Origin of the sequence: Spirillospora sp. NPDC048911 (assembly GCF_043198015.1) — a bacterium.
In the GTDB taxonomy this organism is placed as follows: domain Bacteria; phylum Actinomycetota; class Actinomycetes; order Streptosporangiales; family Streptosporangiaceae; genus Spirillospora.
Genome location: NZ_JBICUD010000001.1, coordinates 1,260,673 through 1,286,377 on the forward strand (window position 1 = coordinate 1,260,673; position 25,705 = coordinate 1,286,377).

Genomic DNA, 25,705 nt, shown 5'->3' on the forward strand with positions numbered 1-25,705 from the left:
CCAGGTGCCTCGATCCAGGGCTGCGACGAGGGCAAGGGCACCGGCGGGCCCGGCTCGCGCGCGGGTTGGGCATGTGCCCGGGAGATGTCCCAGGTGACCAGCCCAGCTGTGAAGATCGCCGCCAGCGTGATTACCAGGAGCAGCCGGGCGGGGGTGAGGGTGATCGTTGGGGGCCGCATGTCAGGCGCCCACGATCGTCTTCAGCAAGGTCACCAACACCGGCGCCAGCACCGCGACCCCGTAACCGATCGCCGCGCCCCGCAAGGTCCGCTTGGCCGACTCGGCCTCACCAGGGTCACCCCCTGACAGCAGCAACCGGACTCCGCCGATCGTGGCGAACAATGTCGCCAGCCCCACCAGCAGGCCCACGATGACATTGCGGAAGTTGGTGATGACCTGGTCCAACGACGCGACCGCGACCAACCGTGAACTCGCCTCGGCGATCCCCGGCACCACAAGGGCCGTCACGACGCACCCGCACGTCCAGATCATGGCGGCTGCAATGAGACGCAGCTGACTCACCCGGTAGGGGCCTACGGGGGAAGGGCCGTTGCCGCAGGGGCAGAGGGGCGGTGGTGGTGTGGCATCCGGGGTCTTTTCGTCTTGAGTGTCGTTGTGCTGGGCGTTCACTGGTGGCCTCCGAAGTCACGGCGAGCAATGTTGTTGGCGTTCGTGTGCCGGACGAGGAGGCACGGGGCCGGGGATGGCCGGGCTGCGGGTGTCCTCCTTCGAGAACTGCGCGGATGGTGTGTGCGGCGGCGACCGGATAGACCGTCCGCCCGAGCCATCCCACGGCCCCGTGATCTCGTCTGACGCCCTCAAACACCGTTCAGGCGCCGCGATTGGAGAGCGGGCTGCCAGAGTTTGCCGAGAGCTGACCCGTGCGCAGCGCCGCGACCAACCGGGCCTCGGCAGCCCGACGCTGCTTGTAGAGCCGCCAATGCGGCAGCCCGGCCGCCTCGGCGTAGTCCTGCAGCGAGACCCCGTCCAGCCGGGTCACGGCGATCATGCGCGCGACGTCTAGGTCGATGACGCCTTGCGTGACCGCGTCGGCGAGCAGATCAGCCGGGTCGGTGTCGGTGCTGACTACCAGTGCTGAGGGGAGAGTGGCCGGGTCCACCGGTACCGGGCGGCGACTTGGGTTGCCGCGTGTGCAGATCGCGGCCTTGCGAGCCCACGACAGCAACCGCTCAAGAACGTGCGGGCGGTCCAGGTCGGTCCGCTTGAGCTGCGCCACGAACTCCGCCACGACATCCGAAGCGATGTCGTCGGCCAGATGCGGAGGAGCGGTCCGCGAGACGCGGGAGACGATGTTGACGAGGCCCGGCATTGCCACGCCGACGCATCCGATGACCCAGGCTGGGCCGTCCTGCCGGGATCGGCGAACCAGCTCGCCCCAGGCCGCATCCCGCAGGGCGTCACTCGCGCCTGGCGCCAACAGCTTGGCTTTCAACTCGGCCAGATCAACCTGCCGAGATGGCAGGCCGTGACCGACGCTCTTGCCGTCGACGGCCAGCGGAGACGGCCCGGCCACCAGCAGGCGGAAGGTCGCGTCAGCGACGTCCAATGCGTTCCCGGACTCGATGAGCCCGGAGACGTCGGCGTGCTGGTCACTGTGGAGTGCTTCGATGTGGGTGACGGAGATGAAGGCGTCGCGGTGGTTGCTCATGGTTCCCCCGAGGAACGGTCGCGGGCTGATCGGTTGGCAACCGTTGTCCGCCCCGTACTGGTGAGCAGTCGGTACCGAGCGGGTGGGGAACGGGTAGAGCGAAGGTTCCTGCGCTCGGCGGTCGCGATCGGATAGGGACCTGCCCGGGGCCTGTGCCGACTGCGAAAACCAGCCGCGCACCGCGTCCGCACCGGCGGCAATGGTCAACGTGCGGTAAGCCCGCCGAGCCCGCCGTGGACAGGAGCACCCGCTCGCGCCGCAAGACCCACGGCAATGGTTCGATCAAGGCGCGCGACACGCGGTCGAGGGACTTCGCGCTGGGTGCGAGCGTCTCTAATGCCCCGTTGATGCCAAGGGCTCGGCCACCCAGGGGTCGGAATCTGCATCGACTTGATCAGGGCTTTACGGTCTGGTGCTTCCAAAAACCGGCCGCGCCCGGTGTTTGAGGGGTGCATCGGCGACCGGGTGACCGTCTCGGGTCACCCAGCAATGACCAACGACACCCCGTCCACCCCGGATCCTTCCGGCCAAGGACAGCCCCATACCGGAGCCAGCACGAGGCGGCTTGTGCCGCTGACGGTGTGGATGTGCTCCGACCAAGACAACAGCCGCAACTCCAACGGCAACTCCGACAAGCAGGCTGCTGCTACCGCGGACGCTGCAAACGCACAGCGCGAGGTGGGCAAGGTCCGCGGTGCCGGACGAGGTGAGTTGTGCCCGCAGCATCGCGGCGCGGTCGGGTACCAGCTCGCCCGGCATCTCATCTCGTCGTGCACCAGCGAGGGCGATGTGGTCGCCGAAGCGTTCACTACCAGCGAGGCCACCCTCGTCGCGGCGGCCCAGTCCAGCCGGCCGGGCGTGGCCCTGGTGCCGCACTTCCCGCTCGCCCGGCACATCGGAACCCGGCTCCGCGCTGCCCTCACCAAGGAGCAGCTCGATTGTGCGGCGATGCGGTCCTGCCGTCCTGACCAGATGCACCGGGGTCTGGCCGACGTCGCGGGCAGGGTCGGGCTGGTGGTCGCCGCGCCACCGCCGTACGAGATCGGTGGCCGCGTACCCAAGGGCGCGGGCAGCCAGAGCTGTCCCGCATGCCGGGCCGACCTGTGGATGCTCACCGCCCAGCAGCTCACCGCGTTCCTGGTCGGCGCCTGGAAGATCCTTCGCCCCGGCGGGACACTCGCGATCATCACCACCGCGAGGCACGAGGCCGGGCGACTGGTCGACCCAGCGCCACGCCTCATCCAGCAAGCCAGCGCCATGGGCTTCCGATACGTCCAGCACATCATCGCGCTACGCATCCCCGTCGAAGGTGGCGCTCTGGTCGTTCAGGCCGCAGCCAACGAACTGGCGGAACTCCGCGACATCCGGTCCAGAACCCTGCCGCCACCGGCACGCGTGCACGCAGACGTCCTGCTGCTCGCCAAACCCAGGACCCGTGAGCGCCAGGACGGTGAAGCCTGATGACCACGCTCCATAACTCTGGAGACCATGGCGCCGGGCGCATCGGCTGCACTGCCGCAGGTGAGGTTCTGCCGTCGGTGCTGGCCACGGGACAACAGCCGTCGCGGCTGCAGCGCAAGGGCCGCTACACCGAGGAATCGATGCGGCACCCTGGCAAGATGCTCCCGGCCATCGCCTCGCGCGTGATCGCGGCGTTCACCCAACCCGGTGAGCTGGTTCTCGACCCGATGTGCGGCGTGGGCACCACGCTCGTCGAAGCCATCCACCTCGGACGTGATGCCGTGGGCATGGAGTACGAGAGCGACTTCGCCGCCATGACCGCCCGCAACATCCTGCACGCCCAAGCCCAGGGCGCAACCGGCACAGCGCGGATCCTGGCAGGGGACGCTCGCAACATCACCACGGCCTACGCCGCACTGCGCAACGACGTGGCGCTGGTGCTGACCTCACCGCCATACGGCTCCTACACCCACGGACACGTCCGCTCTGCCAGACAGGGCGGCGACGGCGCCAAGGTTGAGAAGACCAACCACCGCTACTCTCGCGACCCCGGCAACCTTGCTCACCAGCGGATCGACGTGCTCCTGGACGGATTCGGGCGCATTCTGTCTGGCTGCGGTGAGCTGCTCAAGCCGTACGGAGTCATTGCCGTCACCGTCCGGCCCATCCGGGTGAATGGTGAGTTGATCGACCTGCCCGGGCGGGTAACCGAGGTCGCCGAACGATCCGGGCTGGTGCTGACCGACCGGCTCGCCGCGCTGCTGTGCGGCGTCCGCGACGGCGACCTGGTGAACCGAGCTTCGTTCTTCCAGATGCTCGAAACCCGCCGCGCCCGCGCCAAGGGCATCCCCGCCTGCGCCACCGCCCACGAAGACCTCCTGGTCTTCCAAACCGCGAGTGACCTGAACGGGGGCCGCGGATGAGCCAGCCGCCCACCACCGAACCCATGCCACGGAGAGTCCGCGTCCGTACTGGGCGGGAACGAACCACCGAACTTCTTGCCTGGCTCCAACTCGGTACCTGCGCCGCGTGCGGTCGGGCTCGCTATGCCACACGGCGGGAAGCGCGCTCCGCGGCCCGCATCGCAGCTTTCGGAATCAGGCTCCGCGCTTACCGATGCGGGGCGTCCTGGCACCTTCGCTCGTCCGCCGGCGGTGCGAAGTACATCGCCTCGCCGGTCACGGTATGCAGCCCAAGACCGAACCGGAGGAACGGCCTTGACCTTGGAAATCGAGTTGAGCGGTCATACGGGGGCCGTCAGCACGCGGGCGGACGCCGTGTCCGTGCGCGTGATGGCTGGCAGCGAGCGACCGATCCGGGAACCGGCTCGCCGAGAGGCGAGGGGTGACCGGCTCGAAATCAGCCAAGAGCACGGACGGCAGCAGGGAAGTGCGTGTGGTCGTGCCGGATGAGCCTCCACGGCTCACTCCCGGTGTGGCCCGCGCCCTGCTGCGAATGCTGCTCAAGGCCGACGCCCGCCGTATTCCGCCCGACACCACGGTCTAGGAGATCCCAGGTGATCGACCCTCAACTCGTACCCTTCGGCAACCAGCAAGGAAGTGGTGCCGAATGACCACCGCATTCGCCTTCTACGGCCGAGTCTCCACCGAGGACAATCAGGACCCGGAGGCGTCCCGGGCATGGCAGCTTCGGCTGGCTCGTGCCTTGATCGAGCCCCGCGGTGGTGAAATCGTCGCCGAGTACTTCGACGTCGATCGGTCCCGGTCGATTCCGTGGTCGCGTCGACCGCACGCCGCAGCCCTCCTCGATGACCTCAAGACCACGGGCCGGGGGTTCGATGGAGTCGTGATCGGGGAGCCGCACCGAGCGTTCTATGGCAACCAGTACAGCCTGACGTTCCCGCTGTTCGAACACTTCCGCGTTCCGCTGTGGGTGCCAGAGGTGGGCGGTCCCATCGATCCGGCCAACGAGGCCCACGACATGATCATGAGTGTCTTCGGAGGTCTGTCCAAGGGAGAGCGCAACCGCATCAAGCTTCGCGTCCGTGCTGCCATGAGCGCGATCACCGCCACCGAAGGCCGCTACCTCGGAGGACGCCCGCCTTACGGATACGAACTCGTTGACGCGGGGCCGCATCCCAATCCAGCCAAGGCCGCCGACGGTAAGAGGCTGCGCAAACTGGTGCCCCATCCGGTCCACTCCGTGATCGTCAAGTGGATCTACGCCGCGTTCCTTAAGGGACGGGGTCTGTTCGACATCGCTGAGGATCTCACCCGCCAGGGCGTCGCTTCGCCTTCGGCCAGCGATCCAGAGCGCAACCGCCACCGTTGCGGGCTGGCCTGGTCCAAGTCGGCTGTCCGCGTCATCCTCACCAACCCGCGCTATACCGGCCGTCAGGTATGGAACAAGCAGCGCAAGGACGAGGTCCTTCTCGACGTGGACGACGTTGCCCTCGGCCATACGACCAGGCTCCGTTGGAACGATCGAAATCAATGGATCTGGTCCGAGCACGAGGTCCACGAAGCGTTGATTTCGGCCGAAGATTTCGAACGGGCACAGCAGGTGCTGGCCTCGCGTGGGCGGGGACCCGCCACCCACAAGCCGCACCGGACGCATACCTTCCGGCCGTATTGCTTCCGGGGCGTGCTGTTCTGCGGTTACTGCGACCGCCGGATGCAAGGGAACTGGAACAACAAGCAGGCTTACTACCGCTGCCGGTTCCCTGAGGAGTACGCCCTCGCCAACAAGATCGACCACCCGAAGGTCGTCTACCTGCGCGAGGCTGAGATTCTCGAGCCCATCGACGCCTGGCTGGCGACCGCATTCGGGCCTGGGCGAATACGGTCGATCATCGATGCGCTGGCCGACCAGATGCCCGATCCCGATCTCGCCGCCAAGGCGGAGATGGCCAAGAAGATCGCTGGGTGTGACCGCAAGCTCAAGCAGTACCGGGCCGCGCTCGACGCGGGAGCAGATCCCGTAGAGGTCACCAAGTGGATCAACGACACCAAACAAGAACGGGCCAGACTCGAAGGGGAGGCTCGTGCCGAACTGGGCCGAGAGCGTCTCGACCACAAGGAGATCGTCGACCTGCTCGAACGCGTCGGGGATCTCGTTCAGGTCGTGGCCACGGCCAGCCCGGACGACAAATCCGATCTCTACAAGGAGTTGGGGCTGCAGATGATCTACTACCCCCAGAAACAGCTAGTGGAGGCCAAGGTGATCCCTGACCCCCACATGTGCAAATGGTTTGTGTCCGAGGGGGGACTTGAACCCCCATGCCCCGTAAAGGGCACTAGCACCTCAAGCTAGCGCGTCTGCCTATTCCGCCACCCGGACAAGTGTGCACGCCGCAGTGCGCTGCGGCGGGCTTCACCATACCAAAGGTCCCGACTCGCGGCGAAGTCGAACGGGGGGCACCATGGGTCGGGTACCGGTCGGACGGAAAGGTGATCACTGTGGCTCAGGTTCCTACCGCCGAGGACGAGGTCGTTCAGCTGTGTCAGGAGCTGATCAGGATCGACACCAGCAACCCTGGGGATCACTCGGGGCCGGGGGAGCGGGAGGCCGCGGAGTATGTGAAGGCCCGGCTCGAGGAGGTCGGGCTGGAGTCGCAGATCTTCGAGTCGCATCCGGGGCGGGCCAGTCTGGTGGCTCGGATCGAGGGAGAAGACCCTGGGCGAGATGCCCTGTTGCTCCATGGGCATCTGGACGTGGTGCCGGCGCGTATGGAGGACTGGACGCGGGATCCGTTCGGCGGGGAGATCGCCGACGGGTGCGTCTGGGGTCGCGGGGCCGTGGACATGAAGGACATGGACGCGATGATCCTGGCGGTGGTCAGGCAGCGGCTCAGGGAGGGGCGCAAGCCGCCTAGGGATGTCGTGCTTGCCTTCCTGGCCGACGAGGAGGCCGGGGGTAAGTGGGGCGCGCAGTGGCTCGTGAAGGAGCATCCGGAGCTTTTCCGAGGGTGCACTGAGGCAGTGGGGGAGGTTGGCGGGTTCAGCCTGAGCGTCCCTGGCGACAAGCGCATGTATCTGATTGAGACGGCGGAGAAGGGCATCGCGTGGATGCAGCTCACTGCCAAGGGGACCGCGGGCCACGGGTCGATGGTGCATCCGGACAACGCGGTCACGGCGCTGGCAGCGGCAGTCGCCCGGCTGGGGGCGCATGAGTTTCCTGTGCGGCTGACCAAGAGCGTGCGGGCCTTCCTAGAGCGGGCCTGCATGGCGTACGGGGTGGAGTTCGATCCGGAACGGCCGGAGCTGGCGCTGGCGGAGATCGGGCCGCTGGCCAGGATGATCGGTGCGACGCTCAAGAACACCCTCAATCCGACGCGGCTGGATGCCGGGTATAAGACGAATGTCATTCCGCAGAGCGCGACCGCTCAGGTGGACGGACGATTCCTGCCGGGGCATGAAGAGGAGTTCTTCGCGACCGTGGACGAACTCCTCGGGCCGGACGTAGAGCGCGATTTCGTGCATTACGACTGGGCCGTCGAGACCGATTATGAGGGCGCGCTCGTTGCGGCCATGGAAGAGGCCCTGATCTCGGAGGATCCAGGTGCGCTGCCCGTCCCGTACTGCCTGAGCGGGGGAACGGACGCCAAGGCGTTCGCCCACCTGGGCATGCGCTGCTTCGGCTTCGCGCCGCTCAGGCTTCCGCCGGAATTGGACTTTTCCGGAATGTTCCACGGAATCGACGAGCGGGTGCCGGTCGACGGTCTCCGTTTCGGTGTGCGCGTCCTTGACCATTTCCTTGATCGTGCTTGAGGGGTAACCAAAAAAATATTCCCGGAATTGTCGTCGCACATGCGTACCGTGGTGCTACGGTCACCTTCCGTAGAGAGTGGATCGACTCCCTCTTGGCGACTTCCGAGGAGAACCTGTGGCTCGCGGCCCGGCATGCATGAGGACGGTCTCCGTCCTGCTGCGCCGTGCCGCCGGTAGCCGCCTGGTCCGCCGTCTGCTGGTGCTCGCGGGTATCGCGGTCACCGGCTGGCTGATCGGCGGCACCGCCCAGGCCCACGCGGACGACGCTCCCGTGGCGCTGACGCCTGTGGTGAGCGAAATCATGCGGGCGGCGCACCCGGAGCACACGGGCCCCGTCCGGCATGCGAGCAAGGGTGTCGTGGCCGGTGACGCCGATGATGTCCATGGTGCGGTCAGGGGTGTTCCTGGCGCGGCTCAGGATGTCCCGGGCGCGGCCAAGGCCGTTCATCGCAAGGCCAAGGCTGTGCCCGGCGCGGCCGAGACGGTCCCTGGCGCGGCCGACGGTGTTCCCGGGGCGGCAGACGGCGTCCCTGGGGCGGCTCAGGGTGTTCTGCGGCCCGGTCATGTGAGCGCGGCGCAGCCCGATCTTTCTCTGCCTGTGCCCTCTCAGGATGTCGTGGGCCAGGCCGATGGCGCCCTGGAGGATCTCACGGGGCCTAAGGTCACCGACCATTCGGCGACGGACGGCTCTGAACAGTGCGTCGCCGACGCGTCGCACGGCGGCCGCCAGGGGCTTCGTCTCCCAGCCGCTACGGCAGGGGTGCTCAAGGCGTCCGCCAAGTCCGGCTCGGCCGTCTCGCACGCGACCGTGACCTCTCCGGCCCCCGCGCCGGCCCCCGGCTCGCCGCTGCACGCGCCAGCCCAGGCCGGAACGGCCGTTCCGGCGAGCGGTGCGGCTCCGCTCGCCGGGCTCGGCGGCCTCTTCGGCCGCTGGTCCTGGAACGCCGCCCTGCGGCGGCCGGTGCTCATGCCCGCCTACGGGGCGGTCCCCCCGGCCATCCGCACGGCAGCGGACGAGCCGACCTTCTCACCTGACTAGAACCCCCCAGACTCCGGCCTCCGAGTCCGTGCGGTTCGGACCACCGGGGCCGGGACGGGCCGTCCTCTGACGGCCCGTCATCCCCGAGATCGCGCGACGGCGCGCACATGACGCGGCCAAGCACCACCACGCGGTGGCGCTACATGCGACCGGTCTCACCTGTCCATCTCCATTCATCACATCTCCCCCGAACGGAGCATCATGCGAACGTGGGCCAAGGGCACTGCTCGTGCCACCATGCTCACTGCGAGCTTCGTCGCTCTCGGTGCGGGCACCGTCTTCCCCAGCGGTGCTTTCGCCGACACCACCAGCGGCGACTCCAGCGTGCTCGGCGGCAATCAGTTCAACATGCCCATCTCCGCGCCGATGGACGCCAGCGGCAACTCCCTGGCCGCCCTCGGCGAGGCGTCCGGCGCCTCCAAGGGCGGCGCGATGGTCGCCAACGGCCGCGGCGGAGCCGGCCAGAAGTCCTCCGGCAACAACGGCATCGGCTCGGGCAACCAGGTCAACGCCCCCGTCTCGGCCCCGTTCAACGCCTGCGGCAACGCGATCGCCATCTTCGGCACCGCGGACGCCGGGTGCACGGGCGGCGCGGCCGTCAAGGGCGGTGGCGGCCGGCACGGCCAGCGGTCCTCCGGCAACGGCGGCATCGGCTCGGGCAACCAGGTCAACGCCCCCGTCTCGGCTCCGGTCAACGCCTGCGGCAACGCGGTCGCGGTGTTCGGCTCCTCCGAGGCGGGCTGCGAGGGTGGCTCGAAGGTCATGAACGGCTCCACCGAGCACCAGACCACCGGTGCCAGCGGAACCGTCGCGGGCAACCAGGTGAACGCGCCGATCTCGACGCCGGTCAACATCTGCGGTAACGCCGGAGCCGGGTACGGCGAGGCCGTCGCCGGTTGTGAGGGCGGCGCGAAGGTCAAGAACGGCGGCCGTACCGGCGCCGGTCAGAAGAGCTCCGGCAAGGGCGGCTACGGCGCCGGCAACCAGGTGAACACGCCGTACTCGGCACCGATCAACGTCTGCGGCAACGCGGCCGGCACCGACGCGGTGGCCGACTGTGACGGCGGAGCCACGGTCCGCAACGGCGGCCACCGTTCCGGTGGCCAGACCACCAACGGCAACGGCAGCTACGGCGGCGGCAACCAGGTCAACTCCCCGGCGAGCGTCCCGGCCAGCGCCTGCGGCAACGCGGCGGCGATGCTGGGCGAGGCCGGCGCGTTCTGCGAGGGCGGCGCCCACGTGCGCAGCAGCTCGGGCGGCGACCAGACCACCTCGGGCAAGGGCAGCTACGGCGGCGGCAACCAGTTCAACGTTCCGCGCAGTTTCCCTGAGAACGGCTGCGGCAATGCCGTGGCGGCGCTGGGCGACGGTGCCGCGAGCTGCGGTGGCACCTCGGTCACCGAGGGCTCGCACGGGTCGGGCGCCACCACGTCCGGCAACAACGGGATCGGATCGGGCACCCAGGCCAACGTGCCCGGGAGCGGGTCGGGAAGCGCGTGCGGCAACGCCGTCGCGGCTCTCAGCCACCCCGAGACGCAGTGTGGCGACGGCCCCGGCTGGAACGGCGACGACTACTACGACCACAGCAGGCGCCGTCCCGGCCCGGAGATCGGTGACTCCGTGGGCCTGCCCATGCTGCCCGACGCCGCCGAGGCTCTGCCGATGGGGTTGACCTCGGCGCTGCCCACGCTGCCGCAGCTGCCCGCCAAGACTCCGGCGCTGTCCGGCAAGGCGCCCGAGCTGTCCGGCAAGGCCTCTGAGCTGTCCGGTAAGGCTCCGGCGCTGCCGGGCCACGCCGCGCAGCTGCCGACCGGCCGTTCGGCCGTGCCGGAGACCCGGGCGGTCCCGTCACCGGCTCTGCCGGCCCTGCCCGCGGCTCCCAAGAACGCCGCCAAGCTCCCGCCGATGAGCACCTCGGGCGTGGCGGCCAAGCGCGTGGCCAACCACGACCGTCCGGCCGCCGGCCAGCTGGCGGGCGCGCTGCCCGCCGACCCGGCCGCGGGGCTGCCCGCGGACGTGACGACGGCGCTGCCCGCCGACCCGGCCGGCGCGCTGCCGGCCGTTCCCGGGAACGTCACCAAGGCGCTGCCGAAGGACGTCTCCGGCGTGGAGGCCTCGCAGGTGCCCAGCACCGACCTCCCGGTCCCCGGCCAGCTGGCCGGCATGCTGCCGATCGACCCGGCGACCGTCCTGCCGGCCGACCCGGCCAAGGCGCTGGCGGGGACCTCGGCGCTGCCCGCGCGGCTTCCGGCGACGTCCGTGGACCGTGCGCACGCCCGTACCGCCTCGCCGGTTCCGGCGACGGAGCTGCCCGCCATCGGCCAGCCGCAGCTGCCCGGCCTGGGCAAGCTGCCGGTCACCGGTGACGTGAAGCTGCCCGCGGTCGGTGGAGCCCAGGAGACCCTCGGCTCGATCCAGCCGGTGGCCGCCGTCGAGCCTGTGACGTCCGACACCGGCTCGTCGATCTGGGTGCTGGCCGCCGCCGCGCTGCTGACGGCCATGTCGGGTGCGATGGGGCTCACCCGCCGCGTCCGCCTGGGCGGTCGCCGCTGACCGGTCCGGTCGGCCAGCTGGTACGGCCGGCGCCGCCGGTGGGCCGCGCACTGGATCATCCGGCGCGCATGACCTGAGGTCCCTGTCAGGTCACTGATCCACAAGCTCCACGAAACACGCTCTGCCCGCGTCGGTGCCGCCGCGGTCTACGGACCGCGGCGCATCACGCAGGCAGAGTCACAGGACGCTTTGCCCGTCCCGGAGGCGCGGTCCGGGGCGGGCAAAGCCCTGTCCGGAGACAGAGGCGGTCGCACGGACAGGCTCGTCCGGAGACGGCCGGTGGCCGGTCGGACACGCTCGGCCGGAGGCGGCCAAACAGCGGTCGAACGGCGGGCGACGGCCGAAGCGCTCGGCGGCGCCGGGCATTATGATTACGGCACGTCATAGCGGTCGCACATAGTGCTACTCTCCGGACGAGAGCGGTCAGAAGGTCCGGACCTGGCGGATGATCTTGCGCCTGAGTTGGATTCGGCGGCTACCGTCGGGGTAGAGGCGCAACCTGTGGAGCTCCCAGCCACCGTGTTCGGCGTGCTCGGTGAGGACCTGCCGGGCGGTATCACGTGTGGTACCGCGGGGCAGCCGCAGGACGAGGTAGGTGTACTCCACCATTGCGGACCATTATGACGCCTCGATGTACGAGGGGGAACGCGTCGGTGGTGGCCTTGGTCCGCAACCCGCCGGGGACGTGTCATCCTGTCGGAGGTTTGCAGCGGTGGGAACTCACGGGCATGAACGCGTCGTCTGCGAATGTTGTAGGAAGCCCGTGTAAGAAGACCAGACAGCGAGGTTGGAGCGACTGTGCCAGCCAAGAACGGCACTGCGAAGCGTGGTGGCCAGGATGCGGGCGGCGGAACCCGCCTGGTGATCGTCGAGTCGCCTGCGAAGGCGAAGACGATTGCCGGTTACCTGGGCGGCGGCTACATCGTGGAGTCCAGTATCGGCCATATCCGGGATCTTCCCGGGAGCGCCTCCGAGGTGCCGGCCAAGTACAAGGGCGAAGCGTGGGCCAAGCTCGGCGTCAACGTCGACCACGAGTTCGAGCCGCTCTATGTCGTCAACGCCGACAAGAAGCAGCAGGTCGCCAAGCTCAAGAAGGCCCTTGCCGAGGCCGACGAGCTCCTCCTCGCGACGGACGAGGACCGGGAGGGCGAGGCGATCGCCTGGCACCTCCAGGAAGTGCTCAAGCCCAAGGTCCCGGTGCACCGGATGGTCTTCAACGAGATCACCCGGGACGCGATCCGGGCCGCCGCAGCCAATCCGCGCGAGCTCAACCTGCGGCTGGTGGACGCCCAGGAGACCCGCCGCATCCTCGACCGCCTCTACGGCTACGAGGTCAGCCCGGTGCTCTGGAAGAAGGTCATGCCGAAGCTTTCGGCGGGCCGCGTCCAGTCCGTGGCGACCCGTCTGGTCGTCGAGCGCGAACGGGAGCGGATCGCCTTCGTCCCCGCCCACTACTGGGACATCCAGGCCGAGTTCGACACCGGTAAGGCCGATGAGCCCAAGGCGTTCAAGGCCGGGCTCATCTCGGTCGACGCCAAGCGCGTGGCCCAGGGCCGCGACTTCGCGTCCGACGGCACCCTCAAGACCCGCGACGCGCTGCACCTCGACGAGGACGCGGCGCGCGCGCTGGCCGAGCGGCTGACCGACCGGCCGTACGAGGTCAAGTCGGTCGAGCGCAAGCCCTACACCCGCAAGCCGTACCCGCCGTTCCGCACCACCACGTTGCAGCAGGAGGCCAGCCGCAAGCTGGGCTTCTCCGCCAAATACACGATGTCGGTCGCGCAGAAGCTGTACGAGAACGGCTTCATCACCTACATGCGCACCGACTCGATCCAGCTGTCGGAGACCGCGATCACCGCGGCCCGGCGCCAGGCGGCCTCGCTGTTCGGCGCCGAGTACGTCCCGGACAAGCCGCGCGTCTACGCCAGCAAGGTCAAGAACGCGCAGGAGGCGCACGAGGCGATCAGGCCCGCCGGTGACAGTTTCCGCACCCCCGGCGAGACCGGCCTGTCCGGTGACCAGTTCCGCCTGTACGAGCTGATCTGGAAGCGCACGATCGCCAGCCAGATGAACGACGCGCGCGGCCAGTCGGTGTCGATCCGCGTGACCGGCACGTCGACGGCGAACGAGCTCGCCGAGTTCGGCGCGACCGGCAAGACGATCACGTTCTACGGCTTCCTCAAGGCCTACGTCGAGAGCGCCGACGACCCGTCCACCGACCGCGACGACCAGGAGCGGCGGCTGCCCAACCTCGACGAGGGCGACCCGCTCACCGCGCTCGCGATGGAGGCCGAGGGCCACTCGACCCGGCCGCCGGCCCGCTTCACCGAGGCGAGCCTGGTCAAGGAGCTGGAAGACCGCGAGATCGGACGGCCGTCCACGTACGCCTCGATCATCGGCACCATCATCGACCGCGGTTACGTCTTCAAGAAGGGCACCGCGCTCGTCCCGTCGTTCCTGGCGTTCGCCGTGGTCAACCTGCTGGAGCAGCACTTCGGCAACCTGGTCGACTACGACTTCACCGCCCACATGGAGGACGGTCTCGACGAGATCGCCCGTGGCGAGGCCGAGCGAGTGCGCTGGCTGACCCGGTTCTACTTCGGCGACAACGGCGAGGAGGGCCTCCGGGACCTCACCGGCGACATCGGCGACATCGACGCCAAGGAGATCAGCTCGTTCCCGATCAAGGGGACCGACATCCTGATCCGCGTCGGCCGGTACGGGCCGTATCTCGACCGCGAGGGCGACCGGGTCAACATCCCCGAGGACATCGCGCCGGACGAGCTCACCGCGGCGAAGGCCGAGGAGCTGTTCGCGCAGCCCAGCGGCGACCGTGAGCTGGGCGTCGACCCGGCCACCGGGCACAAGATCATCGCCAAGTCGGGCCGGTTCGGCCCGTACGTCACCGAGATCCTGCCCGAGCCGGAGCCGCCCGCCGAAGGCGAGAAGAAGAAGCGGACGAAGAAGGCCGACGCGGCCAAGCCGCGCACCGGATCGCTCTTCAAGACGATGTCACTCGACACCGTCACCCTCGACGACGCGCTCAAGCTGCTCTCCCTGCCGCGCACGCTGGGCGAGATCGACGGCGAGCCCGTGACCGCGCAGAACGGACGCTTCGGCCCGTACATCAAGCGCGGAACCGACAGCCGTTCGCTCGGCTCCGAGGACGAGCTGTTCACGGTGACGCTCGACAAGGCCAAGGAGCTGTTCGCGCAGCCCAAGCAGCGCGGGCGCGGCCGGGCCGCGGCCGCGGCGCCGTTGCGCGAGCTCGGCAAGGACCCGGCGAGCGATCAGCCGGTGGTGGTGAAGGAGGGACGCTTCGGCCCGTACGTCACCGACGGCGAGACCAATGCCAGCCTCCGCAAGGGCGACGAGGTCGAGTCGATCACCATTCAGCGCGCCGCCGAGCTGCTCGCCGAACGCCGCGAGAAGGTCGCCGCGGGCGGCGGCAAGAAGAAGGCGCCCGCCCGCCGCAAGAGCCCGACCAAGTCGTGACGACGGGTTGAAGTCGAGGTCCTCAGGACGCAAAGTCTCACTCCTGAGGACAACGACGCCGATACCCTGACCGACATGACGAGAACGGGCGCCGTCCAGCCGCCAGTCGCCGCAGCGCAAGGCCTCTCTTCGATCAAACCGTTCCGGCGGCTCCTGACCGCGGTGTCACTGTCCAGCCTCGGCCATTGGCTGAGCGTGCTGGCGTTGACGGCGATGGCCGGTGCCCTCACCCGCGACAAGGACTTCCCAGGGCAGGCCCAGGTCATCGCGGCGGTCCTGGTCGCCATGCTGCTGCCGGCGCTGCTCTTCGCGCCGGTCGCGGGCGCGCTGGCGTCCCGGCTCGACCGCCGCACCACGATGATCGCCGCCGATGTCGTGCGGTTCGCGCTGCTGGTGTCGGTGCCGCTGATCGACTCGGTGGCGTGGACGCTGGCGGCGGCGTTCCTGGTGGCATGCGTCACGTTGCTGTGGATCCCGGTGGTGAGCGGCTCCGGCCCGGGGCTGGTCCCCGAGTCCCGGCACGAGGACGCCCGCCGCGCCGGACGGCTGGCCGCGTACGGGACGGCCCCGGTCGCGGCCGGGCTCTTCTCGGTCCTGGCCTTGATCGCGGGTGGCGCCTGGGATGCCGCCGACCGCGCCGATCTCGCCCTCTACGTGACGGCCGTGGTCTTCCTCGCATCGGCGGCCGCCGTCTCGGCACTGTCCGGGCTGCCCTCCGCGGGCGAGGTGTCCGTGTCGTCCCCGCTCCGGCTGGCCTTCCAGGGCCTACGTCCCGCAGGCGCGCACGGCGCGCGTTCGGCGTCCGTCGAGGGCGAGTCTGGGCTCTCACCAGTGCGCGGCCTTGCGCTGGGCATCGTCGGCGTGGCGCTGAGCTGCGGTGCGGTCATCTCCGTGGCCAAGGTGTACGCGCGTGAACTGGGCGGCGGAGACCCCGGATTCGGCGCGCTCGCCACGGCGCTGTCCCTCGGCCTCGCGTTCGGCATCTTCCTGGGCCCGCGCATCCTCGGCCCGTTCAGCCGGCGCCGCCTCCTGGGCCTGGCGGTCGTGGCCGCCGCGCTCGACCTGGTGCTGATCTCGCTGGTCCAGAACCTCGTCGTGGTGGTGTTCGCGGCGGGCTTCCTGGGCGTCGCCGCCGGCATCGCCTACGCCGCCGGGACGATTCTCGCCGGCGGCGACCAGGCCCAGCACGAACGGGCGTTCGGCTACCTGAGCTCGGTGGCGCTCATCTCCGCGCTGATCGCCGTCGCCGTGGTACCGCCGCTGGCGGGCGTCCTGGGCGACCACCGGATCAAGCTGCTCGGCGACGGCGTGTACGACCTCGACGGCGCGGGCGCCGCGATGCTCATCGTCGCGGTCCTGGCCCTCGTGGCCGGTCTGCTCGCGCACCGCAGGCTGGACGACCGGCGCGGCATCCCGCTGGTGCCCGATCTGGCCGCCGCGCTGCGCGGCGAGATCTACGCCCTCCCCGCGGCCCCCGTCGCGACCGCCGCCGCCCCGGTCGTCCGCGACCGCGGCGTCTTCATCGCGTTCGAGGGCGGCGAGGGCGCGGGCAAGACCACCCAGGCGCGGCTCGCCGCGATCTGGCTCCGTGACCACGGCTTCGAGGTCGTCACCACGCGCGAGCCCGGCGCCACCAAGACCGGCATGCGGCTGCGCGCGCTGCTGCTCGACAAGGAGACGACCGGCCTGTCGGATCGCGCCGAGACGCTCCTTTACGCGGCCGACCGCGCCGACCACGTCGCGAACGTGATCCGGCCCGCCATGCAGCGCGGTGCCATCGTGGTCAGCGACCGCTACATCGACTCGTCGCTCGCCTACCAGGGCTTCGGCCGCCAGCAGCGGGTCGGCGACATCGCGCAGCTGAACGCGTGGGCCACGATGGGCCTCGTCCCCGACCTGACCGTGCTCCTGGAGCTCCCGCCCGAGGCCGGCCTCAACCGGATCACCTCGCCCGCCGACCGCATGGAGTCGGAGCCGCAGGCCTTCCACGAGCGCGTGCTGGGCGGCTTCCGGGCCCTGGCCGAGGCCGAGCCGGACCGCTACCTCGTGATCGACGCCTCCCGTTCGCAGGCCGAGATCAGCCGCCTGATCCAGGACCGCATCCGCGCCATCCTCCCCGACCCCATCCCATCCGGCACCGAGGACATCACCAGCACCTTCCCCGCCATCACCGACGCCTGACCCGCCCACACCCGAGACGCCCGTGCCTGAGGTGGCTGACACCTGAGGTGACCGCGCTTGAAGCGGCCGTGCTTGGGGGGCCGTGCTTGAGATGCCTGTGCTTGAGGTGGCCGATACCTGAGGCGCCCGCGTCCGAGATGGCCGTGCTTGAGGCGGCCGATATCTGAGGCGGTCGCGTCCGGGAGGCAATAGCCTTGTCGGCATGAGCGTGTGGGATGACCTGGTGGGTCAGGAGCCGGTCGTCGAGCAGCTGAGCGGCGCGGTCGGCTCCGGCGGCGCCAACGCCACCGGCAAGATGGCGCACGCCTGGCTGTTCACCGGGCCGCCTGGCTCGGGCCGTTCCACCGCCGCGCGTGCGTTCGCCGCCGCCCTGCAGTGCGCCGAGACGCCGCGCGGCTGCGGCCACTGCGCGTCCTGCCACCAGGTGTTGCAGGGCACGCACGCGGACGTCGAGGTCATCCGGCCGAGCGGGCTGTCATACGGCGTGAAGGAGACCCGCGAGCTGGTCCTGCGCGCCTCGTCCTCGCCGAGCGGCGGACGCTGGCAGATCGTGCTCTTCGAGGGCGCCGACCGCGCCACCGAGGCCGCCGCCAACGCGTTGCTCAAGGCGATCGAAGAGCCGCCGCCGCGGACGGTCTGGCTCATGTGCACGCCCTCCCCGGAGGACATGCTCATGACGATCCGGTCCCGCTGCCGCCTGGTGACCTTGCGCACACCGCCGGTCGCCGCCGTCGCGAACGTGCTCGTCCAGCGGGACGGCATCGCCCCCGATCTCGCCGAGCAGGCCGCGCGCGCCGCGCAGGGCCACATCGGCCGGGCCCGCCGCCTGGCCACCGACCCCGAGGCGCGCAAGCGCCGGGGCGATGTGCTGGCCGTGCCCCGCCGCCTCACCTCGGTCGGGCCCGCCGTGGCCGCCGCCGAAGCCCTCGTCAAGGCCGCCGAGGCGGAGGCCAAGACGACCACCGAGGAGCTGAACGAGTCGGAGACGTCCGCGCTGCGCCAGGCGCTCGGTGAGAGCGCCAAGGGCCGGATGCCCCGGGGTACCGCCGGTGCCCTCAAGGAGCTCGAAGACCGCCAGAAGTCCCGCGCCACGCGCGTGAAGCGGGACGCGCTGGACCTGGCCCTCCTCGACCTGGCCTCCTACTACCGGGACGTCCTCACCTTGCAACTGGGCGCCGGCAGCGACCTGGTCAACATCGACCTGGCCCCCGAGCTCCGCACCGCCGCCGCGGCCGGCCCCCCCGAAGCCACCCTCCGCCGCCTCGACGCGATCATGGAATGCCGCGAACGACTCGAGTCCAACGTCAACCCCCTCCTGGCGGTAGAGGCCATGGCCCTGGCCCTCCGCACCACCTGACCCGTCCCACCCCAGGTGCCGTCTGGCTGACGTGCCGCATCAGCCCTGCCAGCCCCGCGCGCGGCCCCGTCGCTGTTTGGCCAGCGTGTGGCGCCACGCCCGCCTGCCCCACCTGGGACGTGGTGTAGGAGGGCGAGCCGCTGTTCGGCTTGGTCCGGCCAGCGACCTGACGAACACCAGCGTGCTGTCCTTCTCAGCGCCGCTCTGCCCAGCGTGCCGTCCTGCCCAGTGGTGGCGCGGCTGTTATCGCGGTCGTGGAAGGAGGTGCGCACGTCGCGGGGCGGTGGAGTTCAAGATCGTTAAATGGGACGGGGGTTGTGTCTTGACGGGAAATTGCCCGTTTCGTTACAAATTCGTACACAAGCCTCAATGGTCGCTGCCGTAGCGTCGCCTGGCTCGCCCCCCATTTCGGGCTTATCTCCATCTTTTGCCAGGAGGTTGTGCGTTGCGGCGTACCTTGATCGCTACCGCCTGCGCCGTCGTCACCGCGACGACCGCGCTCGCGGCCCCCGCCTCGGCCTTGCCGAACAAATCTTCCGGGCAGGCTTCCGAATACGTCGTCCTCTACAAGGACGGCGTCTCGCTCAGTAAGGCCCGCGCCGCCGTGAAGGCGGCCGGAGGCACGATCGTCCGTGAGAACACCGACGTCGGTGTGGCGACCGTTCGCTCCACGAACAACGGATTCGCGGCGCAGGCCCGGCAGCAGGGCGCCCTGGACGGCGCGGCCGCCAACCGCGTGATCGGCCGGGCCCCCAAGGCCGCCAAGGTCACCAAGCAGTTCGCCGTGGAGAAGGAAGGCCGGGGCCAGACCACCGGCGCCACGGCCGCCAAGGCCGGCAAGAAGGGCGAGGAGCCCCTCGCCGGCCTGCAGTGGGACATGAAGCAGATCCATGCCACGGCCAAGGGCTCGTACAAGGTCGAGCCCGGTGACCGGCGGGTCCTCGTCGGCGTCATCGACACCGGCATCGACGGCTCTCACCCGGACATCAAGCCCAACTTCAACCGGGCGCTGAGCCGCAACTTCACCACCGACATCCCGGCCGACGCCAACGGCGGGGAGATCGACGGTCCCTGCGCCGACGAGCCGGACCAGTCCTGCAGCGACCCGGCGGACGTGGACGAGAACGAGCACGGCACCCACGTCGCGTCCACGATCGCCTCGCCCCGCAACGGCCTCGGCATGGCCGGCGTCGCCCCCAACGTGTCGCTCGTCAACCTGCGCGCGGGCCAGGACTCCGGCTACTTCTTCCTGCAGCCCTCGGTGGACGCGCTCACCTACGCGGGCAAGCACGGCATCGACGTGGTCAACATGAGCTACTACATCGACCCGTGGCTGTTCAACTGCACGAACAACCCCGCCGACTCCGCGGCCGACCAGGCCGAGCAGCAGACGGTCATCAAGGCGACGAACCGGGCGCTGAACTTCGCGTACCGGCACGGCGTCACCCTGATCGGCGCCGCGGGCAACGAGGCGATCGACTACACCAAGACCAACATCGACGACACCAGCCCGGACTTCGCCTCCGTGCCCGGCGAGAAGCCCTACGAGCGGACGATCCCGGCGAGCTGCCTGTCCATGCCCGGTGAAGGCGACCACGTCATCCCGATCTCCTCGACGGGCATCAGCAAGCGCAAGGCCTACTACTCCAGCTACGGCAAGGGCTACATCGCCGTCGCGGCGCCCGGTGGCGACAAGTACGACACCGCCGACCAGAAGCTCGACGACAAGGCCGGAATCTGGGCCGCCTACCCCGAGTCGATCGCGCGCCAGCGGGGCGAGCTGAACGCCGACGGCACGCCCAACACGCCGCGGGTGGTGCGCAGCTGCAAGGCCGGCGTCTGCGCGTACTACCAGTCGATCCAGGGCACCTCGATGGCCTCGCCGCACGCGGTGGGCGTCGCGGCGCTGATCGTCAGCAGGTACGGCAAGCGCGACCGGGTCAACGGCGGGCTCACCCTGGCCCCGTCGATCGTCCGTTCGGTCCTGACCGGCACCGCGACCGAGACCCCGTGCCCGGCGGGCGGTTCGTACACCTACACCCGGTACGTCAAGCAGGCGGACGGCTCGTTCCAGAAGGTCGTGGCCACCCACGCCTGTGAGGGCTCGAAGAGCTACAACGGGTTCTACGGCAACGGCATCGTCGACGCGTTCAACGCCGTCAGGCGCTGATCACGGCCTTTAGTGCCCACCTACGTGGCCCCCGACCCGCGCGGTCGGGGGCCACGTTCCGTCTGCACGGGAGCGACTTTCGGTACGAAAGCAACCCGAAAGGCTTGATGGCGTCTCTGGGATATGGAAGTTGAAGCGGTGTTGATGAACCCCGCAGGCGAACGAGCCCGTGCGGCACGAGCCCACCGGGAGGACGCGCCACGGGGGGACGAGGCACGGGAGGACGAGGCGACCGCCGCGGTCACCGAGCTCTATCGCGGGCACGCCCTCGGCCTCATGCGTCTCGCCCTGATGATGGTCGGCGATCGCGCCACGGCCGAGGACGTCGTGCAGGAGGCCTTTCTCGGGCTCTACCGGCGCTGGTCGGGTGTTCAGGACCGGGCGAAGGCGCTGGCGTACGTGCGCTCGTCCGTGCTCAACGGCTGCCGTTCGGCGCTGCGCCGGCGCCGGCGGCCGTTCCATGGCGAGCATCTGCCGCCGGTCTGGTCCGCGGAGGCCCAGGTCATGGTCGGCGAGGAGCGGACGGAGGTCATGACGGCGCTGCACCGGCTTCCGGGGCGGCAGCGCGAGGCCCTGGTGCTGCGCTACTTCGCGGAGCTGAGCGAGTCGGAGATCGCCGAGGCCATGGGCATCAGCCGCGGCACGGTCAAGTCCACCACGTCCCGGGCCCTCGCGGCGCTCGGCCGGATTCTGGAGACGGAGAGATGAACACGAGCACCGAAGAAAGGCTCGCCGGCGCGCTGAAGGGCGTCGGTGACACGCTCGGCCCCGAAGACGTCTCCGCTCTCGATCTCGCGGGTGCGCGCCGCGGCAGGTCGCTCTTCGCACGTCCCATGGTCATCGTCGCCGCGGCCGCAGCCTCGGTCGCCCTCGCCGCCGGGGGAGTCGCCGTCCTCAACGATGGTGACGAGAGCCCGCGGGGGGCACGGCCGCTCAGCCAGTCGCCCACGACGCATGAGATCCGAGTGTTCCTGTGCGCGAAGAAATCGAGCAGTCCCACGTGCCGCAAGCGGAGCGCCACACGCGAGGAGAAGGACGCTGTGCGCCGCGCACTGAAGGCGGAGGGCGTGTACATGATCAAGTACGAGTCGCCGCGGGAGGCGCGGCAACGCTTCGTCGACCAGTTCAAGAACGGCAGTTCGGTCAAAGTGGGCGACATCCCGGACTCGTTCCTGGTGACGGCTCGTACCGCGTCAGTCCTCCGGGAGGTCACCGCGCGCGTGATGGGCATGCCGGGCGTGGACAAGGCCGTCACTCTGAAGGAAATGGGGCGCTCCCCTTATCCTGAGTCTCAGTAGGGGCTGGGAGGAAGGGCCGGGATTGGTGCGCATCACGTTCGTCTGCACGGGCAACATCTGCCGCTCGCCGATGGCCGAGTCGATCTTCCGCCACCACGTCGAGGAGGAGGGCCTGGACGTCGAGGTGGACAGCTCGGGCACCGGCGGCTGGCATGTCGGTGACGACGCGGATCACCGGACGGTGCAGGCGCTGCGGCGGGCGGGGTACCGGTCGGCGCACGCCGCGCGGCAGTTCGAGGACGCCTGGTTCGCCACCTACGACCTGATCATCGCGCTCGACGAGGGGCACCTGCGGGAGCTGCGCGCGATGGCCCCGGACGCGGCGGCGCGCGACAAGATCCGGCTGCTCCGGGAGTTCGACCCGGCGGCGGGGGACGATCTCGACGTGCCCGACCCCTACTACGGCGGCCGGAGTGATTTCGAACACGTCCGGGATCTGATCGAGGCGGCGGTGCCGGGCCTCCTCGACGAGGCCCGCGCCATGCTCAAGGAACGCTGATCACCTGTGCTCGACCCGGAGCGCGTCGGCGAACTCCTCGGCGTCCCCGCCGTGGAGGTCGCCGATCGCGGCTCCAGCCATTCGTGGACGTTGCATCAGGTACGCCTCGCCGACGGTCGCGAGGTCTTCGTCAAGGCCGCCCACGACCAGGCGGGGGTGTTCGCGGCCGAGGCGGCGGGTCTGCGCTGGCTGGACGAGGCAGGTCCGGGCATGCCCGTGGCCGGGGTGCTGGCCGCCGACGAGCACCATCTGATCCTGCCGTGGCTGGCCGCCGAGCCGGTCACGGCCGCCGCCGCCGAACGGTTCGGACGTGAGTTGGCGGCCCTTCACACGTCCTCGCCTCCGTCGTCATACGGGGCGTCCTGGCCCGGCTTCATCGCCGACCTGCCGCTGGACAACTCGCTCACGAGCGCGGACGCCGGGGAGGCGTGGCCGCGCTGGTACGCCGAGCGGCGGCTCGTTCCGTTCCTCAGCCGTGCCGCCGGCCATCTCAGCGGGCCGGACGTGGCGCTGATCGAACGCGTCATCACCGAGATCGAGACCCTCGCCGGGCCGCCTGAACCGCCCAGCCGGATCCACGGCGACTTGTGGTCCGGCAACGTCATGTGGTCGGGTGGTCGCGGATGGCTCATCGACCCTGCGGCGCACGGCGGGCATCGCGAAACCGATCTCGCGATGCTGGCTCTCTTCGGCGCTCCGCACATGTCACGCGTCCTGTCCGCCTACGATGAGGTCGCCCCGCTTGCGGCGGGATGGCGTGAGCGGGTGCCGCTGCACCAGTTGCACCCCTTGCTCGTCCACGTCGCCTTGTTCGGCGGCTCGTACCGGGCGGCCGCCGTCGACGCGGCACGCGCGGCCCTGGGGTGACCTGGGGGCGAACAGCCCGGAATGGCTGTTTGTCATGAGATAGATGAGATAGAAACGATCTGGCGGAAATCCGGGGGCGGAACGCGAGAGGCGGGTGCGGCGCAACCCCATGAACGACGACCGTGAGAGCAGGCACGAGAAGTCCGGCAAGGTGGCCGGGCTGCGCGGTGTGTGGCGTACCGCCGTTCCGGTGGCCGCCGCCGTCGGCGTGGCTCTCGTCGTCGGTGGTGGGGTGGACCTCGTCCACTCCAGGCAGGACTCGGACGAGCCCAAGCCGAAGTCCGCCAAGACGAAGGCCGTGGGCAAGGCCGACACCAAGGGCCCTCGCTACGTCGTCGGTGTACGCCGCAACGGCACTGCCCTCATCGTGCGGGACATCCGTTCTGGCGACGATGTGGGTCTCCCTGTCGCGGCCCCGCAGGGCCAGCGTTTCCAGCGAGTCGCCTCTGGCGGCGACGGATCGTACGTCGCGGCAGCTAAGACCGCCAAGAAAGTGACCTTCCAGCGGCTCAGCCTGGAGAAGAACGGTCACCCCAAGGCGCTGGCCGAGATACCGCGCGTCGCCGTCACAGGAACATCGACGCCATGGTCCGACCTCGCGGTGGCCGCGGACGGCGACAAGATCGCCTACGTGACGTACCGCGGCACCCGGAGCCGCCTCGACGTGATCTCGGTCGAGACCGGCGCGCGCAAGACCTGGACGACCAAGTCCGCCGCCCGCCTCAGCAGCCTGTCCTGGGCGGGCGACACCCTCTCCTTCGTCTGGAACCCCCTCCGCAAGGTCGACGGCAAGATGGTGGAGATCCGCCACCAGGTGCGCACGCTCGACACGACCGGCCCCGCAGGCGATCTCGGGCTCAGCAAGGCGGTGCTCCGGCTGCCCAAGGGCAGCGAGACGGCCGTGCTCAGCCAGGATGGCCAGACCGTCGTCGCGGGCGTCACCGACCAGTCGCAGATCGCCCTGCAGGCGTACTCCGTGGAGACCGGGCAGCCCACCAAGGTTCTCTGGGAGAAGCAGGTCACGGGCACCGGCGACCTCACCGGCCTGGATTCCGACGCCACCGGCGGCCACCTGCTGATCAGGGGCGGCGATGGCCGCCTCTACGTCCAGGGCGCCCCCGCCGTCCCCGCCGGAGACCTGGCCGACGCCGCCTGGTGACTCTCTTGGCCGACGCCGCCCGGTAACCCTCCGGGTGGCGCACGACGTAGGGTTGGTGGCACGAACCCGGGCGATCGGAGCGAACCGTGGGCATGGTGATGGCCGTCAGCTTCACCCGTTACGGCCGCCTCTACTACCTTGACCCCGGCGCGCACTCGCCGAAGGTGGGCGACAAGGTGCTCGTCCCCACCGACTCGGGCCCCGAGGTGGCCGAATGCGTGTGGGCGCCGCAATGGGTCAGCGACGACATCGGCGGTCTGCCGCTGTGCGAGGGACCGGCCGCCGACGAGCACCTCGCCCGCGACGAGACCAACCGGCGCCGCAGGGCCGAGGGCCGCAGCATCGCCAAGCGGCTGATCCGCAAGCACGAGCTCCCGATGAAGGTCATCGGCGTGGACTACCTCGACGCCGACAACGTGTTCAAGGTCTACTTCTCCGCGCCGCACCGCGTCGACTTCCGTGCGCTGGTCCGCGACCTGGCGCGCAACGTCAAGGCCCGGGTGGAGCTGCGCCAGGTCGGCCCGCGTGATGAGGCCCGGCTCCAGGGCGGCATCGGCCCGTGCGGCCGTGATCTGTGCTGCGCGACGTTCCTCAAGGACTTCGAGCCGGTCTCGGTCCGCATGGCCAAGGAGCAGGACCTCCCGGTCAACCCGCTGCGCATCGCCGGCGCCTGCGGCCGCCTGATGTGCTGCCTCAAGTACGAGCACCCGCTCTACCTCCAGGCGCACGAACGGATGCCGAAACTCGGCGAACGGGTGGAGACCCCGGAGGGCCCCGGCCAGGTGGTCGGCCGCAACGTCCCGTCCGACCGCGTGACCGTCCGCCTCACCAGCGGCGGCCGCTGCTCATGCCCGTCAGCGTCCGTCTGCTCACCGCGCCAGCAGCACGACGCCCACTACAACGAAGGCGGAGACACAACCGCCACCAACGGCGACAAGGACTCGCCACAGCCAGCCGAGTAACCCCCGCGCTAGCACCGGCAGACGGCCTAGAACCAGCCACCGCCCCCTAATGCCAACTCCCGCCGCCGAGCCCAACCGTCGGTCGCCGACCGCTGCGCGCCACCACGGCAGGGCGCCGCGCGCCATTGCGCCCACGGCCGACCGTCGAGCGCTGACCTCAACTGCCGACCGCCGAGCCTGACCACCCGGCCCCGGCAATCCAGGCCCCGACCACCGAGCGCCGACCACCGAGCGCCGACCACTGCGCGCCGGCGGCCGAGCGTCG

General features: G+C 69.9%; 18 protein-coding genes, 1 tRNA gene and 1 pseudogene. 16 read left to right on the forward strand and 4 right to left on the reverse strand.

The window, feature by feature from the left end; genetic code table 11:
* Positions 1-180: 180 nt before the first annotated feature.
* Together ACGFNU_RS05805 and ACGFNU_RS05810 are read right to left on the reverse strand one after the other, a co-directional pair.
* Positions 181-630: a pilin gene (locus ACGFNU_RS05805; protein ID WP_392590525.1), complete on the reverse strand. Its 450-nt coding sequence runs from the start codon at positions 628-630 to the stop codon at positions 181-183.
* 199 nt (positions 631-829) lie between these two features.
* Positions 830-1,669: a hypothetical protein gene (locus ACGFNU_RS05810; RefSeq protein WP_392590526.1), complete on the reverse strand. Its 840-nt coding sequence runs from the start codon at positions 1,667-1,669 to the stop codon at positions 830-832.
* A gap of 567 nt (positions 1,670-2,236) precedes the next feature.
* Between ACGFNU_RS05810 and ACGFNU_RS05815 the strand changes: the two genes are divergently transcribed.
* From ACGFNU_RS05815 to ACGFNU_RS05825, 3 genes and pseudogenes are all read left to right on the forward strand, one after another.
* On the forward strand, positions 2,237-3,130 hold the full coding sequence (locus ACGFNU_RS05815; RefSeq protein ID WP_392590527.1) for a hypothetical protein: 894 nt from the start codon (positions 2,237-2,239) through the stop codon (positions 3,128-3,130).
* Positions 3,130-4,053 (forward strand): TRM11 family SAM-dependent methyltransferase, encoded by a 924-nt coding sequence (locus ACGFNU_RS05820; protein ID WP_392590529.1) that lies wholly within the window; start codon positions 3,130-3,132, stop codon positions 4,051-4,053. Before ACGFNU_RS05815 ends, ACGFNU_RS05820 begins: the two co-directional genes overlap by 1 nt.
* Before the next feature lie 646 nt (positions 4,054-4,699).
* Positions 4,700-5,821, forward strand: a pseudogene (locus ACGFNU_RS05825) (recombinase family protein); the annotation flags it as partial.
* Positions 5,822-6,344: 523 nt separating this feature from the next.
* Here the strand turns inward: ACGFNU_RS05825 and ACGFNU_RS05830 are convergent.
* Positions 6,345-6,430 (reverse strand) — tRNA-Leu (locus ACGFNU_RS05830).
* A 119-nt stretch (positions 6,431-6,549) separates the two neighbouring features.
* Between ACGFNU_RS05830 and ACGFNU_RS05835 the strand changes: the two genes are divergently transcribed.
* The 3 genes from ACGFNU_RS05835 (at position 6,550) to ACGFNU_RS05845 (ending at position 11,452) form a co-directional block, all read left to right on the forward strand.
* Positions 6,550-7,860 carry a M20/M25/M40 family metallo-hydrolase gene (locus ACGFNU_RS05835; protein ID WP_392590531.1) on the forward strand — a complete coding sequence of 437 codons (1,311 nt, stop codon included), beginning with the start codon at positions 6,550-6,552 and terminating at the stop codon, positions 7,858-7,860.
* Between the two features lie 136 nt (positions 7,861-7,996).
* A complete protein-coding gene (locus tag ACGFNU_RS05840) occupies positions 7,997-8,899 on the forward strand; it encodes a hypothetical protein (RefSeq protein ID WP_392590532.1) in 903 nt (300 codons plus the stop codon).
* A 201-nt stretch (positions 8,900-9,100) separates the two neighbouring features.
* Entirely contained in the window at positions 9,101-11,452 is a 2,352-nt protein-coding gene (locus tag ACGFNU_RS05845) for a chaplin family protein (RefSeq protein ID WP_392590534.1), read from the forward strand.
* 423 nt (positions 11,453-11,875) lie between these two features.
* Here ACGFNU_RS05845 and ACGFNU_RS05850 read toward each other — a convergent pair whose 3' ends face one another.
* Entirely contained in the window at positions 11,876-12,061 is a 186-nt protein-coding gene (locus ACGFNU_RS05850; protein WP_344544196.1) for a DUF5703 family protein, read from the reverse strand.
* Positions 12,062-12,250: 189 nt separating this feature from the next.
* Here ACGFNU_RS05850 and topA point away from each other — a divergent pair, with 189 nt between their 5' ends.
* The 10 genes from topA (at position 12,251) to ACGFNU_RS05900 (ending at position 25,440) form a co-directional block, all read left to right on the forward strand.
* The gene (gene topA, locus ACGFNU_RS05855; protein ID WP_392590537.1) at positions 12,251-14,947 is read left to right on the forward strand and encodes a type I DNA topoisomerase; all 2,697 of its coding nucleotides are present in this window, start codon (positions 12,251-12,253) and stop codon (positions 14,945-14,947) included.
* A gap of 75 nt (positions 14,948-15,022) precedes the next feature.
* Complete coding sequence (gene tmk / locus ACGFNU_RS05860) at positions 15,023-17,128, forward strand: dTMP kinase (protein ID WP_392590538.1); 2,106 nt, start codon at positions 15,023-15,025, stop codon at positions 17,126-17,128.
* Between the two features lie 202 nt (positions 17,129-17,330).
* Positions 17,331-18,485 (forward strand): DNA polymerase III subunit delta', encoded by a 1,155-nt coding sequence (locus ACGFNU_RS05865; RefSeq protein ID WP_392590540.1) that lies wholly within the window; start codon positions 17,331-17,333, stop codon positions 18,483-18,485.
* A gap of 445 nt (positions 18,486-18,930) precedes the next feature.
* Positions 18,931-20,655, forward strand: coding sequence for a S8 family serine peptidase (locus tag ACGFNU_RS05870; RefSeq protein ID WP_392590542.1), 1,725 nt, complete (start codon positions 18,931-18,933; stop codon positions 20,653-20,655).
* A gap of 144 nt (positions 20,656-20,799) precedes the next feature.
* The gene (locus ACGFNU_RS05875) at positions 20,800-21,363 is read left to right on the forward strand and encodes a SigE family RNA polymerase sigma factor (RefSeq protein ID WP_392590544.1); all 564 of its coding nucleotides are present in this window, start codon (positions 20,800-20,802) and stop codon (positions 21,361-21,363) included.
* On the forward strand, positions 21,360-21,953 hold the full coding sequence (locus tag ACGFNU_RS05880) for a permease-like cell division protein FtsX (RefSeq protein ID WP_392590546.1): 594 nt from the start codon (positions 21,360-21,362) through the stop codon (positions 21,951-21,953). The genes ACGFNU_RS05875 and ACGFNU_RS05880 overlap by 4 nt, the downstream gene beginning before the upstream one ends.
* 25 nt (positions 21,954-21,978) lie before the next feature.
* Positions 21,979-22,452 carry a low molecular weight protein-tyrosine-phosphatase gene (locus tag ACGFNU_RS05885; RefSeq protein ID WP_392590548.1) on the forward strand — a complete coding sequence of 158 codons (474 nt, stop codon included), beginning with the start codon at positions 21,979-21,981 and terminating at the stop codon, positions 22,450-22,452.
* 6 nt (positions 22,453-22,458) lie between these two features.
* Entirely contained in the window at positions 22,459-23,319 is an 861-nt protein-coding gene (locus ACGFNU_RS05890; RefSeq protein ID WP_392590549.1) for a fructosamine kinase family protein, read from the forward strand.
* A 109-nt stretch (positions 23,320-23,428) separates the two neighbouring features.
* Complete coding sequence (locus tag ACGFNU_RS05895) at positions 23,429-24,478, forward strand: hypothetical protein (RefSeq protein WP_392590550.1); 1,050 nt, start codon at positions 23,429-23,431, stop codon at positions 24,476-24,478.
* Between the two features lie 92 nt (positions 24,479-24,570).
* Positions 24,571-25,440: a stage 0 sporulation family protein gene (locus tag ACGFNU_RS05900; RefSeq protein WP_392591012.1), complete on the forward strand. Its 870-nt coding sequence runs from the start codon at positions 24,571-24,573 to the stop codon at positions 25,438-25,440.
* Positions 25,441-25,705: the final 265 nt, after the last annotated feature.

Bases quoted from the DNA above. Each gene is read 5' to 3' on its own strand.
- ACGFNU_RS05810 (WP_392590526.1), bottom strand. From the start codon at position 1,669: ATGAGCAACCACCGCGACGCCTTCATCTCCGTCACCCACATCGAAGCA.
- ACGFNU_RS05820 (WP_392590529.1), top strand. From the start codon at position 3,130: ATGACCACGCTCCATAACTCTGGAGACCATGGCGCCGGGCGCATCGGC.
- ACGFNU_RS05840 (WP_392590532.1), top strand. From the start codon at position 7,997: ATGAGGACGGTCTCCGTCCTGCTGCGCCGTGCCGCCGGTAGCCGCCTG.
- ACGFNU_RS05845 (WP_392590534.1), top strand. From the start codon at position 9,101: ATGCGAACGTGGGCCAAGGGCACTGCTCGTGCCACCATGCTCACTGCG.
- ACGFNU_RS05850 (WP_344544196.1), bottom strand. From the start codon at position 12,061: ATGGTGGAGTACACCTACCTCGTCCTGCGGCTGCCCCGCGGTACCACA.
- tmk (WP_392590538.1), top strand. From the start codon at position 15,023: ATGACGAGAACGGGCGCCGTCCAGCCGCCAGTCGCCGCAGCGCAAGGC.
- ACGFNU_RS05865 (WP_392590540.1), top strand. From the start codon at position 17,331: ATGAGCGTGTGGGATGACCTGGTGGGTCAGGAGCCGGTCGTCGAGCAG.
- ACGFNU_RS05875 (WP_392590544.1), top strand. From the start codon at position 20,800: ATGAACCCCGCAGGCGAACGAGCCCGTGCGGCACGAGCCCACCGGGAG.
- ACGFNU_RS05880 (WP_392590546.1), top strand. From the start codon at position 21,360: ATGAACACGAGCACCGAAGAAAGGCTCGCCGGCGCGCTGAAGGGCGTC.
- ACGFNU_RS05895 (WP_392590550.1), top strand. From the start codon at position 23,429: ATGAACGACGACCGTGAGAGCAGGCACGAGAAGTCCGGCAAGGTGGCC.
- ACGFNU_RS05900 (WP_392591012.1), top strand. From the start codon at position 24,571: ATGGTGATGGCCGTCAGCTTCACCCGTTACGGCCGCCTCTACTACCTT.